Source organism: Streptomyces albofaciens JCM 4342 (assembly GCF_008634025.1).
GTDB lineage: Bacteria > Actinomycetota > Actinomycetes > Streptomycetales > Streptomycetaceae > Streptomyces > Streptomyces albofaciens.
The window spans coordinates 2,555,995-2,574,558 of sequence record NZ_PDCM01000001.1; the positions used below are offsets into that span (position 1 = coordinate 2,555,995).

Consider the following 18,564-nt stretch of genomic DNA (forward strand, 5'->3'; position numbering starts at 1 on the left):
CCGACCACTCCCAGGAGGAAACCCCGTTGTCACAGCCGAACAAGAACGCCGGACCGGACGGCCCGTCCCGGTCCGGTTTCGCGGAGACCTTCGCCAAGGGGGCGCGCACGCCCAAGCGCGGCCTGGCGCCCGGCCGGCGGGTGTGGAAGACGGCGCTGGGCCTGCCCGTGCTGGCCGGTGTCGGCGTCGGCGCGGTGGCCCTGGCCACCCTCGGCGCCTCCCAGGTGCGCTTCGGTGACGGCCAGGAGCAGGCCGTCGCGGCCGCCAAGCAGCCGCAGCCGACGAAGACGGGGGCTCCGGCGCCGGCCGCCAAGCCCAGCAAGTCCGCCGGTCCGGCATCGCCCACGCCCGGCGCCCCGGCACCGGGCGGCGGCGCCGGCGCGCCCGCCAAGCCCCCCAAGGCCCCGGAGAAGAAGGACACCCCGAGCCCCGACGCCAAGAAGCCCGACGACAAGCCGCGCGGCGCCGGCGCCAACGCCAAGGTGACCTACACGGGTCTCGCGGGCCCCGGCTGCCCGACCCCGCCCGGCGGCGGCTACCAGGAGCAGGGCGCCTACAACGACGGCGGCAAGGGCTGGTACGGCCTCACCGGCGGCAGCACCCGCGAGGGCGGCTGCAGCGGCCAGTTCACCTCCGTACCGATGTCCGGCGACGCCAATAAGGACGCCAAGGGCCGGGTGATGTGGTGGTTCGCGCCGGGCCCGGAGTCCCGCTCCTGCCAGATCTCCGTCTACGTGCCCGAGGGCCCCAGCGAGCCCGACGTGAACGGCCGGCCGACCACGTACCACGTGCTCACCGACGCCTTCGACCGGGACTCGAAGTACGGCAGCTTCACCATCGACCAGACCGGGCACCGCGGCAGCTGGCAGCCGGGCGGCACCTTCGAGGTCCGCCAGGGCAAGATCGCCGTGAAGCTGCTGGACCGCGGCATCGACCACGGGCCGGGCCGCGACCGCGCCCACCACGGCGCGGGGCCCGTCAAGGTCACCTGCCACGGCTGAGGCGTTCTTCCGGCCGGCCCGGCGGGCCCGCTACGTGTCGCAGTCCAGTTCCGTACGGCACAGCGCGCAGCGGGCCCGCAGCCGGCCGCGCACCGGGACGCGGATGCGCTGGTGGCAGGTCGGGCACGGGAACGACACACGCAGCGGGGCGCGCCCCTCGAAGGCGTAGCCGCCGGCCGGCTCAGGGCCACCGGGCCGGCCGGCACGCCGCGGGTCCTGGGCCGCGCGCCGGTCCCTGGCGTAGCGGCGGCGGCCCGACCAGCCGGCCGCGGCCAGCGGCGGCTGCCGCCCGTCCCGGCGGGCCAGCGCCAGGCCCTCGGCGTAGGCGTCGTACGCCTGCGGGCTGGTGAACCACGGCGCCGGGTCCTCGCCGAAGAGCAGCGCCCGTTTGGCCAGGACGTAGCCGAACTCCTCCGGCGTCAGATAGCCCAGCTTCTGCGAGAACGGGCCGTGTTCGCGGTAGGCGTCCAGCAGCAGCCAGCCCGCGCCCAGGTAGGCGGTGGCGGTGTCGGTGAGGATCTCGTTGGCGCGGGTGCCGGGGAAGGACAGGTCCAGGCGGTGCAGGTAGACGTGCATCACCTCGTGGGCCAGGGCGGCGCCGATGTCCCGGCGGTGGGTCTTGAAGCGGGTGTTCAGTTCGACGAAGTACTCGGGGCCCGCGGCCAGTTCGACGTTGGCCGCCAGGTTCATGTCGCGGAACGCGACGATCACGCGCGCGTCGGGGAGGCGCAGGTGCCGCACCATGGCGCGGGCCACCCGCTGGGCGCCCGCGTACAGCTCCTCCTCGTCGTCGAAGGCGACTTCGGCGGGCAGCACGCTGGTGTCGAAGGTGCGCACGGTGTCGTACGAGAGGCGTTTGTAGAGCGCGGTGACGGCCGCGCGCACCGTGTCCAGGTGCGGATAGCCGTGCACGATCTCGCCGTTGGAACCGCCCGGACTCCCCGTCGCCGCCACCCGTCCACTGTACGGCTCGCCGGGAACGCCCGGTATGGGCCGTACGCGGAGCGGGTAGAACAGGAGTTGGCCGGATGTACACCCTTGCCACTGTGATCGCCGACTCCACATAATCCAAGGGCGCTTTGCGGGCTCACCCCCCACTGGGTCCGGACGCCTTGTGGCGTGCTGCCGTCTTCCGCGCACGATTTTCGGCGGTCCTTTCCGGTTCTCGCGTTTGGCATGGGCCTGACATCGCGTGCCCCCCCCACGAAAGGAAGCCCGTTGCGCAGCTACCTGAAGCACCTCCGCAGAGTCACCGCGGTCGGCGCCGTCGCCCTGGCGGCCGCCAGCCTCCAGCCCGCGGCCGCCACCGCCGCCGCCCCCGCCCCGGAGCCCGGCCCCGTGCACACGAAGATCGTCGGTGGCACCAAGGCGAGCCAGGGCGAATTCCCCTTCATGGTCCGCCTGTCGATGGGGTGCGGCGGCGCCCTGTACGCGAAGGACATCGTGCTGACCGCCGCCCACTGCGTGAACGGCAGCGGCCCCAACACCGACATCACCGCCACCGCGGGCGTGGTCGACCTCCAGGACTCCAAGGCCGTCAGCGTCAAGTCCACCGAGGTCCTCCAGGCCCCCGGCTACAACGGCAAGGGCAAGGACTGGGCCCTGATCAAGCTCGCCAAGCCCATCGACCTGCCGACCCTGAAGATCGCGCAGGACGACAAGCTCACCAGCGGCGAGTTCGGCATAGCCGGCTGGGGCGCCGACAAGGAAGGCGGCGACCAGCAGCGCTACCTGCTCAAGGCCAAGGTGCCCTTCGTCGACGACGCCACCTGCAAGAAGGCCTACGGCGACCAGCTCACCCCCGGCGAGGAGATCTGCGCCGGCCAGCTGGACACCGGCGGCATCGACACCTGCCAGGGCGACTCCGGCGGCCCGATGTTCCGCAAGGACGAGGCCGGCCAGTGGCTCCAGGTCGGCATCGTCAGCTGGGGCGAGGGCTGCGCCCGGCCCGGCAAGCCCGGCGTCTACACCGAGGTGAGCACCTTCGCCGCGGACATCAAGAAGGCGGCCGACGGGCTGGCCGGCTGACCGGGCACGCGGCAGAGTAGGTTTCGCGCCCCGGAGGCTGTACGGCCTCTGGGGCGCGGACGTGTTTCGGGGGATGGGGTCTTTGGGGTGTGGTCGTGTTTGGGGGCGTGCGGCCTCCGGGAGGCGGTCCTGTCTCGGGGGCGTATGGCTCTGGGGCGTGGTCGTGTTTCGGGGATCGTGCGGTCTCCGGGGTGCGGTCACGTCGGAGGCCGTACGGTCTCCGGGGCGCGGTCGCGTCTCGCCCGCTGCCGCCCCCGCGCCCGGGACCTTTGCCCAGGGCCGCCGGGACCCCGCTCGTCCTTTCGGCCGGGTGCGCGGGCGCCACGGATGACCGGACAGCCGATGCCCGCCCGTACGGCCCCTCCCTAGCGTGGGCCATGTGACCACCGACCCCCGCCCCCGCCGCGCGGCCCGGCCCCCGACGCCCGGCGAGCGCCCCGGCGACCAGCGCGCGACGGTCCTCGCCGTCCTGCTGCTCGCCGCCTCCGCCGGGACCCTCGCCTGGCTGCTGCTCGGTGGCCGGGGCCCTGCCCTCCAGGCCGACCCCACCGCCACGTACACCTACGCCGCCCACCGCGCACCGGGCCCGCCCAGCGGTTGCGGGGTGCGATCACCGCAGGTCAGATGGAAAGCAGCGGGCGCGGCCGGGCCCGCTGCCGAGCACGCGGCGCACGGCGCACGGACAGGGCGAGGGACACATGGCGATCAGTGTGGTCATCGCTGACGACCAGGAGATGGTCCGGACGGGTTTCCGGATGATCCTGGAGAGTCAGCCGGACATCGAGGTCCTCGCCGACGTCGTGGACGGCGCGGCGGCCCTGTCCGCGGTGGAACGGCTCCGTCCCGACGTCCTGCTCCTCGACATCCGCATGCCCAAGGTCGACGGCCTGGAGGTCACCCGCCGGCTCGCCGAGCGCCCCGAGGACGAGCACACACCGCGCATCGTCATCGTCACCACCTTCGACCTCGACGAGTACGTGCACGCCGCGCTGCACGGCGGCGCCTCCGGCTTCCTGCTCAAGGACGCCAGCCCCGCCATGCTCGTGGAGGCGGTGCGCGCCGCCGCCGTCGGCGACGCCCTGGTCTCGCCCGCCATCACCGTACGGCTGCTGCGCGAACTGGCCCCCGCGGCGGCCGGCGGCGGCGCCCGCCACCCCGCCGAGCCGCTGACCGACCGCGAACAGGACGTCGTACGGGCCCTCGCCCGAGGCCGGACCAACGCGGAGATCGCCGCCGAACTCTACGTCTCGCTGTCCACGGTCAAGACCCACCTCGCCAACGTCCAGGCCAAACTGGACGCCCGCAACCGGGTCGAGATCGCCGCCTGGGCGTGGGAGAGCGGGCTCGCCACGGGCAGCCCGTCCGGTGGCGCGTCCGGCAGCCCGTCCGGTAGCGCGTCCGGCGGCCCGTCCGGCGGTCCGTCCGGTGGCGCGTCCGGTGGCGCGGACGGGCCGTGAGCCCGATGTCCGGATGGGCCCGCGCCCACCCGCGCAAGGCCGCCGCCGCCAAAATCGCCCTGGCCGCGGTGCTGCTCTTCCTCGTCGGCTTCGAGTCCGTCGCGCTGGCCCGCCAGCCCACCCGCCCGCACGCGACCGTCGTCGCCACCGCCGTCGTCGTCTGCCTGTGCGCCGTGCCGTACGCGCGCGTCCCCCTGAAGGTCCGCGCCTGGACCGCCGCCTCCGTCTCCCTGGCCGGCTCGGCCGTCCTGATCGCCGGACAGCACGCCCTGAAGGTGTGGGGCCTGGGCGAAGGCATCGCCCTGCTGGTCCTGCTCACCGGCGTGGTGCACCGCGCCCCCGGCCGTACCGCCGCCGTCCTCGGACCGATGCTCGGCCTGGCCTGCGTCCTCGCCCCGATGCGCGACATCCGGCTGGGCCTGTGGACCGTCGTCTACGGTGTGCTCACCGTCGTCGTCAGCGCGTACTCGATGATCCTGCGCTGGCAGGACGCCCAGCGGATGCGGGACCTGGCCGCCGTACGCTCCGCCGAGCGCCTGGAACTCGCCCGCGAACTCCACGACTTGGTGGCCCACCACGTCACGGGAATCGTCGTCCAGGCCCGCGCCGCCCGCTTCACCGCGCTCGACGGGCCGCGGGCCGGCGCCGCCTTCGAACGGATCGAGACCTCCGGCGGCGAGGCGCTGAGCGCGATGCGCCGCCTGGTCCGCGTCCTGCGGGAGGGCGCCGCGCGCAACCGGCCGCTCGCCGGACTCGCCGAGGTGCGCACCCTCACCGAGACCTACGCGCGCACCGGCCCGCCGGTCGCCCTGCACATCGACAAGGGCCTCGACGAGACGGTCCCCGCCGAGGTCGCGGCGGCCGTCTTCCGCATCGTCCGCGAAGCCCTCACCAACGTACGCAAGCACGCCGCGGACGCCACCGCCGTACGCATCGGCATCCGCGCCGTACCCGACGGCCTCGAACTGCGCGTCGCCGACGACGGCAAACACCCCGCCCGCCTGGCCGAACAGGCCCGCGGCGGCGGCTTCGGCCTGGCCGGCCTGACCGAACGGGCCGAGGCGATGGGCGGCCGCCTGACCGCGGGACCGGCGCCGGAGGGCGGATGGGAGGTGCGGGCGGTGCTGCCGCTGGGGGAGGAGGTGGGGCGGGGGGAGGGGTGAGCGGTATGTGCCGTATGGCCCCCCGGGGGCCCGTCGTCCCCGGGTAGCCACCGGCCCCTGGGCACCCACCGATCCCTGGGCACCCACCGATCCCTGGGCACCGCCCGTTAGTCCAACACCCGCCGCGCCTTTGTCCATGGTCCCGCGCGCCGCGCACCCAGCACCCTGTCCCGCGAACGGACAGTGCCGGCGCGGAGGACGGAGAGCGCACGTGAACGGACGTACGGGTGCGGAGGGCCGGACCGGCGCGGCCGAGCCGGGGGACGCGGGAGAACCGGCGGGCGCGGAGGAGCCGACGGGCGTGGGGGAGCCGGCAGCTGCCGAGGAGTCGGCGGGCGTGGGGGATCCGGCAACTGCCGAGGAGTCGGCGGGCGTGGGGGATCCGGCAGCTGCCGAGGAGTCGGCGGGCGTGGGGGATCCGGCAACTGCCGAGGGGCCGGTGGGCGCGGGCCAGGGCCGTCCCAGCCGCAGGAAGATCGTCATCGGCACCGCGCTCGCCGGGATCGCGGGCGCCCTCCCGCTCGGCGGCGGCAGCGCGCACGCCGACGCGGCCGGCTCGCGGCCCCGCGCGGCCGCCGAGGCGGTGCTGCGCTCCGACGTGCTGGAGGTCCGCGTCGACACCGCGTTCCCGCGCGTCGTCTCGTACACCGACCGTGGCACCGGCGCCGTCCTGTACGGCCAGTCCGACGCCGTCACGCAGGTCGTCATCGACGGCACCGCCCGCACCCCGCGGATCACCGCCCGCCCGGCCGCCGGACGCGTCCGCTACACACTCGCCTTCGACGGCGGCACCGAGATCGACGCCGAGATCGCCGTCCACGGATGGCGCGTCGACTGGCGCGTCACCAGGATCGCCGACACCCCGGCCCTGCGCGTGGGAACCCTCCAGATCCCCGGGCTCGCCCTGCTGAGCGTCCGCGACGACCAGCCCGGTGCCGCGCTGCTCGCCGCCCGCATCGACCTGGACAAGGCCGGAAGCGGCGACACGCTCGTACGGATCACGCCCACCACCCCCGTGGACGCCGCGCCCGCCGGCTGCGCCTACGCGGTCGCCGCCACCGGCCGGCTGGCCGCCGCCGTCGAGACCAACACCGTGTACGACAAGCCCGCCGGGGCCACCACCTGGGAGAACGGCCGGCTGTGGCGGCGGACCGTGCAGAGCGGCGGTCACCGCTGGGCCCGCCTCGGCTGCGGCCAGTGGACCCACCGCGCGGCCACCGCGCCCATGGCCGACACCGAGCCGCTGCCGTACGCCACCGTCATCCTCACCCGCGACCGCAACGGCGACGGCACCGCCGACTGGCAGGACGCCGCCATCGCGCTGCGCGACATCATGGTCAGCCCGCCCGGCGCCGACGAGCAGCACCTGCGCGTCGTCGCGCACATCCCGTTCAACTTCGCCAGCCAGGCCACCAACCCCTTCCTGGCCACCCTCGACAACGTCAAGCGGATCGCGCTGGCCACCGACGGGCTGCGGCAGTTCACACTCCTCAAGGGCTACCAGTCCGAAGGACACGACTCCGCCCACCCCGACTACGGCGGCAACTACAACGAACGGGCGGGCGGACTCGCCGACCTCAACACCCTGCTGCGCGCCGGGAAGGCGTGGCACAGCGACTTCGCCGTGCACGTCAACGCCACCGAGTCCTACCCCGTCGCGCACGCCTTCTCCGAGACCCTCGTCGACAAGAACGACGAGCAGTGGGACTGGCTCGACCAGTCCTACCGCATCGACGCCCGCCGCGACCTGGTCTCCGGCGACATCGTCCGCCGCTTCCGGCAGCTGCGCGCCGAGACCGACCCCGCCCTGAACACCCTCTACATCGACGTCTTCCGCGAATCCGGCTGGAACTCCGACCGGCTCCAGCGCCACCTGCGCGAGCAGGGCTGGCAGGTGGCCACCGAATGGAGCCACGGCCTGGAACGCTCGGCCCTGTGGTCGCACTGGGCCAACGAGACCGACTACGGCGGCGACTCCTCGCGCGGCGTCAACTCCCGGCTCATCCGCTTCGTCCGCAACCACCAGAAGGACGTGTTCGCGGACAAGTGGCCGACGCTGCTGGGCGGCGCCCGGATGGGCAACTTCGAGGGCTGGGTCGGCAAGACCGACTGGCACGCCTTCTACAAGATCATCTGGGTGGACGCGCTGCCCGCCAAGTACCTTCAGGCGTACCCGATCCGCACCTGGCGCGACCACGAGATCACCTTCGAGGGGCCGACCGCCACCGCCGTCACGGACACCGGCGGCACCCGCCGGATCACCACCGACGGACGGCTCGTCTACGAGGACGGCCGCTATCTGCTGCCCTGGGAACCGCGCCGGGCCACCGACCCCGAGAAGCTCTACCACTACAACCCCGCGGGCGGCACGACCACCTGGACACTGCCGCGCGGCTGGTCGGGCGCCCGGAGCGTGTACCTGTACCGGCTCACCGACCAGGGCCGGAGCGGCATGCGGCGGCTGGCCGTACGCGGCGGCAAGGTCACCGTCACCGCCGAGGCCGGGCAGCCGTACGTCCTCTACAGGCGGCCCGCGCCGGCGCAGGGCGGCCGGGGGTGGGGGCGGGGGAGCGGGCCCGGCTGGGGCGAGGGCACGCCGGTCGCCGACCCCGGCTTCCACTCCGGCACCCTCGACGCCTGGCAGGTCAGCGGGCCCGCCACGGTCGAGGTGAGCCCGCTCGGCGACTACGAGCTGGTCGTCGGCGCGGGCGGCGCGGCAGCCGTCGGCCAGCGGCTCGCCCGCCTCGCGCCCGGCACGTACGCGGCCTCCGTACAGGTGGAGGTGGGCGCCCGGCCGGGGGAGCGGCGCCGCGCCACCCTGGAGGTGCGCACCGGCGACGGCGTCACGGCCGCCAACTGGACCGAGACCTCCACCGCCGCGAACTTCGTCGCCGCCGACCGCAAGCACGGCACCCGCTTCCAGCGGATGTTCACCCGCTTCACCGTCCCCGAGGGCGGCGGCCCGGTCACCCTCACCCTGCGGGCCGCGGCCGGCACCGCGCGCGTCCGCTTCGACAACGTGCGGGTCGTGCCCGCGGTTCCCCCGCACCGGCCGGGCACCGTCGCGTACGAGGACTTCGAGCACGTACCACAGGGCTGGGGCCCTTTCGTCAAGGGCGACGCGGGCCGGGTCACCGACCCGCGTACGCACATCGCGCAGCGGCACGCGCCCTTCACCCAGCGCGGCTGGAACGGCAAGGCCGTGGACGACGTCGTCGACGGCGGCCAGTCCCTGAAGTCCCGTGGCGAGAACGAGGGCCTGGTGTACCGCACGGTGCCGCACACCGTGCGCTTCGTCCCCGGGCGCCGCTACCGGGTGAGCTTCCGCTACGAGAACGAGAGGGCCGGGCAGTACGCCTGGGTGACGGCTGTCGACGAACCGGCCGGCCGCGAACTCGCCCGCACCCCGCTGCCCGTCGCCACCGGACCCGTCACCCACACCTACGAGTTCACCGCCCCGGAGAGCGGCGAGGCGTGGGTGGGGCTGCGCAAGACGGGCAAGGACGGGAAGGCGGAGTTCGTCCTGGACGCGTTCGAGGTGCGGGAGGTGCGGGCGATCCGGGAGGCAGGAGAGGTGTGGGAGTCAGAGGAGGTGCGGGAGGCAGGGGAGGTACGGGAGGGCTGACGCGTCAGGGTACCAGACGGGGCGCCCCTGCCCGCTCCCCCTCGCCGGTGGGGGCGCCCTCCAGCTCCAGCAGGAGCAGTTCATTGGCACCCGCGCGCAGCACGGGCCCGGGCACGTACAGGGTGTGCTGCGGACCCACCGCCCAGTAACGCCCCAGGCAGAAACCATTGATCCAGGCGAAGCCGCGGGACCAGCCGGGCAGTTCGAGGGCGGCGTCACCGGGGGAGGGGACGGACAGCGTGGCCCGGTGGAGGCCCGGTATTCCGTTTCCGGGTGTACCTCGGGCCGCGTCCCGGAACGGCACCCGCCGTACGGCCGCCGCGTCCTCCAACGCGTCCAGCCGCAGCCCGCGCGCCCGTACGCCGTGCAAGTACTGCCGCTCGTGCAGCACCCCGCCCGTGATGCCCTTCGGCTCCCCGAGCCGCGGCCCGTAGTTCACCCGCCCCAGCGACTCCACCCACAGCTCCACGGTGGCGGGCCCGGTCACCGCCGCGCCGATCTCCGCCTCCTCCGCGTCCAGGGTCGGCCCCCGTACCCCGTCCACGTACGTCACCGCGAGGTCGCGCAGCCCCGCCACCCGCAGGGGGAACGGCCCGCGCGGGCCGGGCACCTCGAAGCGGTAGCGCACCACGCCCCGGTCCACGTCCAGGTCCTCGAACGTCGGCGGCACACCCGACTCCACCTCCGGTCCACCGAGGGCGTCCAGCACGTCCGCGAGCGGCGCCCAGCCGGCCGGCTCGGCCCGTACGGGCGCGGCAAGGACCGGCGGCGGTTCGGGGAGTGCGGGCAGCGGGCCGGGGGCGTACGCCGCCAGCACCTCGCGGAAGAGGCGGAACTTCTCCGTGGGACGCCCGCGTTCATCGAGGGGCGCGTCGTAGTCGTACGAGGTCACGGTGGACCGCAGCGCACCGTCGTGCAGTTCGCCTGCCCGGTTCGCCCCCGCCCAGCCGCCGAAGTTCGTCCCGCCGTGCGCCATGTAGACGTTGACCGACGCACCGCACTCCAGGATGTCCCGCAGCACCCCAGCCGCCTCTTCAGGAGGGCGTGTCACCAGCGCGTCACCCCAGTGGGAGAACCACCCGCACCAGAACTCCATGCACATCAGCGGCCCGCCCGGCTGGTGGCGGCGCAGTGCCGCGAACGCCTCGCGCGCCCCTGAACCGAAGTTGGCGGTGGCCAGGACACCGGGCACGGAACCGCCGGTGAGCATGTGGTCCTCCGGCCCGTCCGAGGTGAACAGCGGCACCGTCACGCCGAGGCCGCGCAGCAGGTCCACCATGTGCTCCAGGTACGCCGCGTCGCTGCCGTACGACCCGTACTCGTTCTCCGCCTGCACCATCACCACCGGCCCGCCGCGGTCGTACTGCCGCGCCACCACCTGCGGCAGCAGCCGCCCGAACCACGCGTCCACCGCCCGCAGGAACGCCCGGTCGCGGGTCCGCACCCGCCGCCCCAGCGGGCCGGTCAGCCAGTGCGGCAGCCCGCCGTTCTCCCACTCGGCGCAGATGTACGGACCGGGCCGGACCAACGCCGGCAGGCCCGCCGCCGACACCGCGTCCAGGAAGCGGCCCAGCGCCTCCGGATCGCGGTAGGTGCCGGGCCGCGGCTCGTGCAGGTTCCAGGGCACATACGTCTCCACGCAGTTCAGGCCCATGGCGCGCAGCATCGCCAGCCGGTGGCCCCAGTGCGCCTCGTGCACCCGGAAGTAGTGCAGCGCGCCCGACAGCAGCCGCACCGGCCGCCCGTCCCGCTCGAAGTCCCGCTCACCCACCACGAACTCGCCCATGCCGCCCGTCCCGTCCGCTCCACCCGGTCCCCGGCCCACCCTGGCCTCTGGCGGCACGCGGGTCCATGGACAAAGATCGGCGTTGATTGGACGGAACGGGGCCGGGACCAGGCACGTACGGACGGGAAGCGGACGGGAGGCGGACCGGAACACCGGCCGGTCACGTCCGGTCACGTCCAGCTGTGGACGGTCACGTCCGGCCGCGGCCCGGCCCGGCCAGGAGCAGACGGGAGGACGCCCGCGTGTACCACACCTGGATGCGGTACTTCACACCGAGCCCGGTCCACCACCGGCTCGGCCTCGTGTGCCTGGGCGTCGGGCTCCAGCACGGCACCCTGCCACCCGTCGGACCCCGCGCCCTCGACCACCACGTCGCCGTCGTCATCGGCGCCGGACGCGGCTGGTACACCGCGCCCGACGGCACCCGGCGGCCGGTCACCGCCCCCGCCCTGCTGTGGCTCGTCCCCGGCGTCACCCACCACTACGGCGCCGACCCGCACACCGGCTGGGACGAGAGCTTCGTCGACTTCACCGGCCCCGCCACCACCACCTACACCGAACTCGGCTACATCGAACCCGACCACCCCCTCGTCCCGCTCGCCGACACCGCCGCCGCACGCGCCGCCATCGGCCGCATCACCCGCGCCGCCCGCCGCGGCAACCCCTTCCTGGAGGTGGAGACCGCCGCCGCCGTCCACGAACTCCTCGTCGCCCTGCGCCGCGCCCGCGCCGACACCGACGCGGACGGCGACCCCGTGCTCCAGGCCCTCGCCCGCGACGCGTTCCTGCCGCTGTCCGTCGCCGAACACGCCGCCCGCCACGGCATGACCCCCGCCGCCCTGCGCACCGCCGTACGCCGCGGCGCCGGCTGCAGCCCCAAGGACTACCTGCTCGCCATCCGCCTCGGCCGCGCCAAGGAACTGCTCGCCGCCACCGAACTGCCCGTCGCCGCCGTCGCCCGCCGCGTCGGCTACACCGACCCGGCCTACTTCAGCCGCCTGTTCACCCGCCGCGTCGGCACCGCGCCCGTCCGCTTCCGCGCCCGCCAGGGCCACAGCGTCCCCGGCGGCTGGTCCACCCGCGTACCGGACCCCGACGACCCGCCGCGCATCGGGTGAGACGGCCACGACCGCGGGCACGCACCGCACGCACGGGGCGCCACCGGCCGGGAAAGCCGGATGTCGAGTGCGCGCTGTCAGTGGGGTACGGCAGCATGAGGACATGCCCGCACTGACGCGCGACGAGGCGCAGACCCGAGCCCGACTCCTCGACGTCCACCGCTACACGGTCGACCTCGACCTCACCCACGGCGCCGACCACTTCCACTCCCGCACGGCCGTCCGCTTCAGTGCGCGCATAGCGGGCGACACCTTCATCGACGTCAAACCCACCGAGCTGCGCTCCGCCACCCTGGACGGCCGCCCGCTCGACCCGGCCACCCTCGACGGCAACCACCTGCCGCTCACCGGCCTCACCGCGGGCGAGCACGAACTGCACCTCGAAGCCACCATGCCGTACTCCCACACCGGCGAGGGCATGCACCGCTTCACCGACCCCGCCGACGGCGAGACCTACGTCTACACCCAGATGTTCATGGAGGACGTCCAGCGCGTCTTCGCCGCCTTCGACCAGCCCGACCTGAAAGCCGTCTTCGAGCTGACCGTCACCGCCCCGCCCGGCTGGACCGTCCTCGGCAACGGCACCGCCACCCTCCAGGACCGGGCCGCCAACCGCTGGACGCTCGCCCCCACCCCGCCCATCAGCACCTACCTCGTCGCCGTCGCCGCCGGCCCCTGGCACTCCGTGCGCACCGAACACGCCGGCCTGCCCTTCGCCATCCACTGCCGCCGCTCCCTGGCCCCGTATCTGAACGCGGACGCCGAAGAGATCCTCGACATCACCCGCCGCTGCTACGACCGCTACCACACCCTCTTCGACGAGCCCTACCCCTTCGACTCCTACGACCAGGCCTTCGTCCCCGAGTTCAACCTCGGCGCCATGGAGAACCCCGGCCTGGTCACCCTCCGCGACGAGTTCGTGCACCGCTCCGCCGTCACCGACACCGAGCGCCAGACCCGCGGCATGGTCATCGCCCACGAGATGGCCCACATGTGGTTCGGCGACCTCGTCACCCTCGCGTGGTGGGACGACATCTGGCTCAACGAGTCCTTCGCCGAATACATGGGCTACCAAGTCCTGTCCGAGGCCACCCGCTTCACCGACACCTGGACCGACTTCGGCATCACCCGCAAGGGCTGGGGCTACGACGCCGACCAGCGCCCCTCCACCCACCCCGTCGCCCCCCTCCCCGAGGACGTCCCCGACACGGCCTCCGCCCGGCTCAACTTCGACGGCATCTCCTACGCCAAGGGCGCCTCCGCCCTGCGCCAGCTCGTCGCCTGGATGGGCGAGAAGGACTTCCTCGCCGGCGTCAACGCCCACATCACCCACCACCGCTTCGGCAACGCCACCCTCGCCGACTTCATCGACTCCCTCGCCCGCGCCACCGACCGGGACGTGCACGCCTGGGCCGAGAGCTGGCTGCGCACCACCGGCGTCGACACCCTCACCCCCGTCGTCGGCACGGCCCCCGACGGCGGCTGGACCCTGCGCGTCGACCGGGACGGCACCCGACCGCACCACCTCACCGCGGGACTGTACGACCGCGACCCCGCCGACCCCACCCGTCTCGTCGCCCGCGACCACCTCGCCTGGGACCTCCCCGCACCGGCCCCCGAGCGCGGGCACACCGTCCCGGACAGCGCCGCCCCGGACAGCGCCGCTCCGGGCAGCGCCACTCCGGGGCGCGGGCACACCGTCCCGGACAGCGCCGCCCCGGACAGCGCCGCTCCGGACAGCGCCGCCCCGCAGCCCACGCACACCGCACCGGGCCCCCGCCCCGCCCTGATCCTCCTCAACGACGGCGACCTCACCTACGCCAAGGTCCGCCTCGACCCCACCTCCTGGAACACGGCCCGCGAAGCCCTCTCCAGCCTGCCCGACCCCCTCACCCGCACCGTCATCTGGAACGCCGCCCGCGACATGGTCCGCGACGGCGAACTGCCCCCCGCCGCCTACCTGGACGCCGCCCGCGCCCACCTCCCGTACGAAACCGACATCGCCATCCTCTCCGGCGCCGTCGCCTTCGCCCGCACCCAGATCGCCGACCGCTACCTCCCCGCCGCCGACCGGCCCGCCGCCCTGAACACCCTCAGCACGATCGCCCGCGACATCCTGCGCCGCACCGAGGGCTCGGAGAACGGCGACGGCCAGGGCCCGCGCCTGGTCGCCGTACGCCTCTTCATCGACAGCGCCACCACCCCCGACGGCATACAGGACTGGCTCTCCGGCGGCAGCGTCCCCGGCGGTCCCCTCCTCGACCCCGAACTGCGCTGGCGCATCCTCGGCCGCCTCGCCGTCCTCGGCGCCACCACCCCCGCCGCCATCGAGGACGAACTGGCCCGCGACCCCAGCGCCACCGGCCACCAGGGCGCCGCGACGTGCCACGCCGCACTGCCCGACCCGGCCGCGAAGCAGGCCGCCTGGGACGCCCTGTTCGCCACCGACGAGCGCACCGACCTGTCCAACCACCTCTTCAACGCCACCGCGGCCGGCTTCTGGGCCCCCGAACAGCTCGATCTGGTGCGCCCCTACGCCGAGCGCTACTTCCCCGCCGCGGTGGCCCTCGCCGCCCGCCGCGGCCCCGCCCTCGCCGACGCCGCCGGGCGCTACGCCTTCCCCACGCCCCTCGTCGACACCACCACCCTCCACCTGGGCGAGGAGTGCCTGCGCACCGCCGACCCGTCCCCGGCCCTGCGCCGCAAACTCATGGACCAGCTCGACGACCTGCGGAGGGCGCTGCGGGTACGGGGTGAGGGGGAGTAGGGGAGTAGGGGAGCAGCGGGGGTAGCGGGAGCAACAGGGTGGGGCGGCCCGGGGTAGCGGGAACAGCAAGGGGCGAGGCGGCGGCGCGGGAGTAGCGGGGGCAGGGCAGCCCGAGTGCGTTCTCGGCACCCCGGCGCGCGGGCCGGGGCCCGCCCCGCATACCAGGCCAAGCGATCACCACCGCGCCGCCCTTCGCCCCGGTCCCCCTTTCGGGTTGAGCTCGCCCGGCTCGGCAGGCACATCACCCGGCCCCGGCCAGGCTGTGGTGTGCCCGCTGTCGTGCACCCGAAGGACCCGCCCCATGAACACCCCGCCCCTCGCCGGCGGAGCCGCAGGCCCCGACGCCCTGCGCCCGCTCCTCGGCACCGTCCTCGACGCCCTGCGCGACGGTGCGGAAGCCCGGGGCGGGCCGCTGCCCGCGGGCGGCCCCGGCCGCGTCGCCGCGCGGCTGCGGGAGGCCGCGGGCCCGGTCCTCCCCGAGACCGGCAGCGGGCCCCACGCAGCACTGCGCTCCCTGGTGTACGGCATGGCCGAAGGCGCCGCCGACCCCGCCGACCCGCACTGCGCCGCCCACCTGCACTGCCCGCCGCTGGCCGTCGCCGCCGCGGCCGACCTGGCCGCCGCCGTCCTGAACCCGTCCATGGACTCCTGGGACCAGGCCCCCGCCGCCTCCGCCCTCGAAGCCCGTACGGCCCGCGAACTGGCCGCCCTGGTCTACCCGTACACACCTGGCACCCCCAGCCGTACGTACGAATCCGACGCGCCCCCGGACGGCTCAGGCACGCCCCCGGACGACCCCGCCCAGCCGCCCCGAGCCGGGGCTCCCGTCCGCCCCGCCCAGGCACCCCGAACCGGCGCCCTGACCGACCCCGCCCACCCGTACGGGATCGCCCACCCGTACGGGATCGCCCACCCGTACCGGACCGCCCGGCCCGAGGCCCCTGCCCGCCGGCCCGAGGCCCCTGCCCGCCGGCGCGAAACCGCCCCGCCGGAGGCACCCGCCGGTCCGCAGGAGCACGACCGACCAGGGGACGACCGATCAGGGGCCGATCGACCAAGGGCCGACCGACCAGAAGACGACCGCCCCGACGCCCTCGTCACCACCGGCGGCACCGAGTCCAACCAACTCGGCCTGCTGCTCGCCCGCGAACACGCCCGCGCCCGGCACACCGAGCCGCTCCGCGTCGTCTGCGGCGCCAACGCGCACCACAGCATCCACCGCGCCGCCTGGCTCCTCGGCCTCCCCGAGCCGCTCATCCTCCCCACCCCCGACGGCACCCTCGCCCCCCACACCCTCCACAACGCCCTCACCGACCTCCACCACCCCGGCACCCCCGGCCCGCCGGTCCTCGTCTGCGCCACCGCCGGCACCACCGACACCGGCGCCATCGACCCGCTGCCCGCCCTCGCCGACCTCGCGGACACCCACGGCGCCCGCCTCCACGTCGACGCCGCCTACGGCGGGCCCCTTCTCTTCAGCGACACCCACCGCCCGCTCCTGGCCGGCCTGCACCGCGCCCACACCGTCACCCTCGACCTGCACAAACTCGGCTGGCAGCCGGTCGCCGCGGGCCTCCTCGCCGTCCCGGCCACCAGCCACCTCGCCCCGCTGGCCCACCGCGCCGCCTACCTCAACGCCGACGACGACACCGAAGCCGGCCTCCCCGACCTGCTCGGCCGCTCCCTGCGCACCACCCGCCGTCCCGACGTCCTCAAGATGGCCGTCACCCTCAAGGCCCTCGGCCGCACCGGACTCGCCGACCTCGTCGACCGGACCCTCGCCGCCGCCCGCACCTTCGCCGACCTCGTCGACGCCCACCCCGCCCACGAACTCCACTCCCGCCCCACCCTCAGCACCGTCCTCTTCCGTCCCGCAGGCACCGACGACGCCACCGTCGCCACCATCCGCCGCCGCCTCCTGCACCGCGGCCGCGCCGTCCTCGGCCGCGCCGCCACCCCCACCGGGCTCTGGCTCAAGGCGACCCTCCTCAACCCGCACACCACCACCGACGACCTCACCTCCCTCCTGAAACTCGTGGAAGGCCACACCCCCCGATGAGCACCCCCCACCCCGACGCCGCCACCCTCCAACTGCCCTCCCCGAGCCCCGGCGCCGACACCCCGCCCCGGACCCGCACCGCCGGCACCGAACCCGATCCCGATCCCGCCGGCACCCGCTCCATCAGCACCCCGGACGAGCCGCTGGACCTCATCGGCATCGGCATCGGCCCCTTCAACCTCTCCCTCGCCGCCCTCGCCCAGCCCCTCACCGGACTGCGCACCGCCTTCTACGAACAGCGCCACGCCTTCCACTGGCACCCCGGCCTGCTCATCGAGGACGCCACCCTCCAAGTCCCCTTCCTCGCCGACCTCGTCACCCTCGCCGACCCCACCAGCCCCTGGAGCTTCCTCAACTACCTCAAACACCGGGAACGGCTGTTCCCCTTCTACTTCGCCGAGCGCTTCCACCTCCACCGCGCCGAATACGACGCCTACTGCCGCTGGGTCAGTAAAAACCTCCCCGACCTGCACTTCCGCCACCAGGTCGACGCCATCCGCTGGAACGCGGACCGCGCCGCCTTCGAAGTGGACCACACCCGGATCGGCGCGGACGGCGAAGCCGAGTCCCTGGGCCGCGCCTACGCCCGCAACCTCGCCCTCGGCATCGGCAGCGTCCCGCACGTACCCGAAGCCCTCAAACCGCTCGCCGACGCCCCCGCCGTCCCCGTCCTCCACTCCGCCGACTACCTCACCCACCGCGAACGCCTGCTGGCCGCCGAACACATCACCGTCATCGGCGGCGGCCAGTCCGGCGCCGAAGTCTTCCTCGACCTGCTGCGCGCCCGCCCCGCCGGCCGCGAAGGGCTGCACTGGCTCGCCCGTACCGCCGCCTTCGCACCCATGGAATACAGCAAGCTCGGCCTCGAACACTTCACCCCCGACTACACCCGCTACTTCCACGCCCTCCCCGAGCCCGTACGCGACGAACTGCTGCCCGGCCAGTGGCAGCTCCACAAGGGCATCGACCACGGCACCCTCGCCGCCATCCACGACGAGCTCTACCGGCGCACCCTCCACGGCGGCTGGCCCGACGCCACCCTCACCCCCGGCGTCACCGTCCGAACGGCCGGCCGCGTCGGCACCACCAAGGTCGAACTCCACCTCGAACACCCGCACCAGGCCGCCCGCAGCCGGCTGACCACCGACGCCGTCGTCCTCGCCACCGGCTACCGGCCGTCCCGCACCGACACCCTGCTCGCCGCGCTCGACCCGTACATGCGCCGCGACGCCGCCGTCCGCCCCCGCATCGACACCGAACAGCGCCTCGTCCTCGACCCCTGCGTCACCGGCTCCGTCTTCGTCCAGAACGCCGAACACCACACCCACGGCGTCGGCACCCCCGACCTCGGCCTCGCCGCCTGGCGCAGCGCCACCATCCTCAACACCCTCACCGGCCGCCCCGCCTACCCCCTGCCGAACCGCACCGCCTTCACCACCTTCGGCCTGCGCCCCTCACCACCCCGCTCCGCCACCCGCGCCCCCCGCCCCAACTCCACCCTCATCGAAAACCCCTGACCCGCCCGGCCCAGGCTCCGCACACACGGACACCTGGGCCTTC

The 18,564-nt window shown here is 74.5% G+C and carries 12 protein-coding genes; 10 read left to right on the forward strand and 2 right to left on the reverse strand.

What is annotated here, in order from left to right; genetic code table 11:
* Window positions 1-26 precede the first annotated feature (26 nt).
* Window positions 27-1,001 (forward strand): hypothetical protein, encoded by a 975-nt coding sequence (locus tag CP973_RS11495; protein ID WP_150239902.1) that lies wholly within the window; start codon window positions 27-29, stop codon window positions 999-1,001.
* A gap of 30 nt (window positions 1,002-1,031) precedes the next feature.
* On the opposite strand, the gene CP973_RS11500 is transcribed toward CP973_RS11495, so the two are convergent.
* On the reverse strand, window positions 1,032-1,955 hold the full coding sequence (locus CP973_RS11500) for a hypothetical protein (RefSeq protein ID WP_150239904.1): 924 nt from the start codon (window positions 1,953-1,955) through the stop codon (window positions 1,032-1,034).
* Window positions 1,956-2,219: 264 nt separating this feature from the next.
* Here CP973_RS11500 and CP973_RS11505 point away from each other — a divergent pair, with 264 nt between their 5' ends.
* The 5 genes from CP973_RS11505 to CP973_RS11525 all read left to right on the forward strand — a co-directional run bounded on the left by CP973_RS11505 (window position 2,220) and on the right by CP973_RS11525 (window position 9,274).
* Window positions 2,220-3,029 carry a S1 family peptidase gene (locus CP973_RS11505; RefSeq protein WP_150239906.1) on the forward strand — a complete coding sequence of 270 codons (810 nt, stop codon included), beginning with the start codon at window positions 2,220-2,222 and terminating at the stop codon, window positions 3,027-3,029.
* 379 nt (window positions 3,030-3,408) lie between these two features.
* Complete coding sequence (locus tag CP973_RS11510; RefSeq protein WP_150239908.1) at window positions 3,409-3,753, forward strand: hypothetical protein; 345 nt, start codon at window positions 3,409-3,411, stop codon at window positions 3,751-3,753.
* Complete coding sequence (locus CP973_RS11515; RefSeq protein ID WP_167538317.1) at window positions 3,728-4,486, forward strand: response regulator; 759 nt, start codon at window positions 3,728-3,730, stop codon at window positions 4,484-4,486. The genes CP973_RS11510 and CP973_RS11515 overlap by 26 nt, the downstream gene beginning before the upstream one ends.
* A gap of 5 nt (window positions 4,487-4,491) precedes the next feature.
* Window positions 4,492-5,649 (forward strand): sensor histidine kinase, encoded by a 1,158-nt coding sequence (locus CP973_RS11520; protein ID WP_150243453.1) that lies wholly within the window; start codon window positions 4,492-4,494, stop codon window positions 5,647-5,649.
* Between the two features lie 211 nt (window positions 5,650-5,860).
* A complete protein-coding gene (locus CP973_RS11525) occupies window positions 5,861-9,274 on the forward strand; it encodes an endo-alpha-N-acetylgalactosaminidase family protein (protein ID WP_425281958.1) in 3,414 nt (1,137 codons plus the stop codon).
* 4 nt (window positions 9,275-9,278) lie between these two features.
* Here the strand turns inward: CP973_RS11525 and CP973_RS11530 are convergent, their stop codons facing one another.
* Window positions 9,279-11,060 carry a glycoside hydrolase family 35 protein gene (locus tag CP973_RS11530; RefSeq protein WP_150239910.1) on the reverse strand — a complete coding sequence of 594 codons (1,782 nt, stop codon included), beginning with the start codon at window positions 11,058-11,060 and terminating at the stop codon, window positions 9,279-9,281.
* A 242-nt stretch (window positions 11,061-11,302) separates the two neighbouring features.
* Between CP973_RS11530 and CP973_RS11535 the strand changes: the two genes are divergently transcribed.
* From CP973_RS11535 to CP973_RS11555, 4 genes are all read left to right on the forward strand, one after another.
* Window positions 11,303-12,178, forward strand: coding sequence for a helix-turn-helix domain-containing protein (locus CP973_RS11535; RefSeq protein WP_150239912.1), 876 nt, complete (start codon window positions 11,303-11,305; stop codon window positions 12,176-12,178).
* A gap of 103 nt (window positions 12,179-12,281) precedes the next feature.
* Window positions 12,282-14,945 (forward strand): aminopeptidase N, encoded by a 2,664-nt coding sequence (gene pepN, locus CP973_RS11540; RefSeq protein ID WP_150239914.1) that lies wholly within the window; start codon window positions 12,282-12,284, stop codon window positions 14,943-14,945.
* 301 nt (window positions 14,946-15,246) lie between these two features.
* On the forward strand, window positions 15,247-17,004 hold the full coding sequence (locus CP973_RS40775; RefSeq protein WP_244409395.1) for a pyridoxal phosphate-dependent decarboxylase family protein: 1,758 nt from the start codon (window positions 15,247-15,249) through the stop codon (window positions 17,002-17,004).
* A complete protein-coding gene (locus tag CP973_RS11555) occupies window positions 17,001-18,521 on the forward strand; it encodes a lysine N(6)-hydroxylase/L-ornithine N(5)-oxygenase family protein (RefSeq protein ID WP_244409397.1) in 1,521 nt (506 codons plus the stop codon). Before CP973_RS40775 ends, CP973_RS11555 begins: the two co-directional genes overlap by 4 nt.
* Window positions 18,522-18,564: the final 43 nt, after the last annotated feature.

Excerpts from the sequence above, each read along its gene's own strand:
- CP973_RS11530 (WP_150239910.1), bottom strand. The coding sequence starts at position 11,060 with ATGGGCGAGTTCGTGGTGGGTGAGCGGGACTTCGAGCGGGACGGGCGG.
- pepN (WP_150239914.1), top strand. The coding sequence starts at position 12,282 with ATGCCCGCACTGACGCGCGACGAGGCGCAGACCCGAGCCCGACTCCTC.
- CP973_RS40775 (WP_244409395.1), top strand. The coding sequence starts at position 15,247 with ATGAACACCCCGCCCCTCGCCGGCGGAGCCGCAGGCCCCGACGCCCTG.
- CP973_RS11520 (WP_150243453.1), top strand. The coding sequence starts at position 4,492 with ATGTCCGGATGGGCCCGCGCCCACCCGCGCAAGGCCGCCGCCGCCAAA.
- CP973_RS11515 (WP_167538317.1), top strand. The coding sequence starts at position 3,728 with ATGGCGATCAGTGTGGTCATCGCTGACGACCAGGAGATGGTCCGGACG.
- CP973_RS11555 (WP_244409397.1), top strand. The coding sequence starts at position 17,001 with ATGAGCACCCCCCACCCCGACGCCGCCACCCTCCAACTGCCCTCCCCG.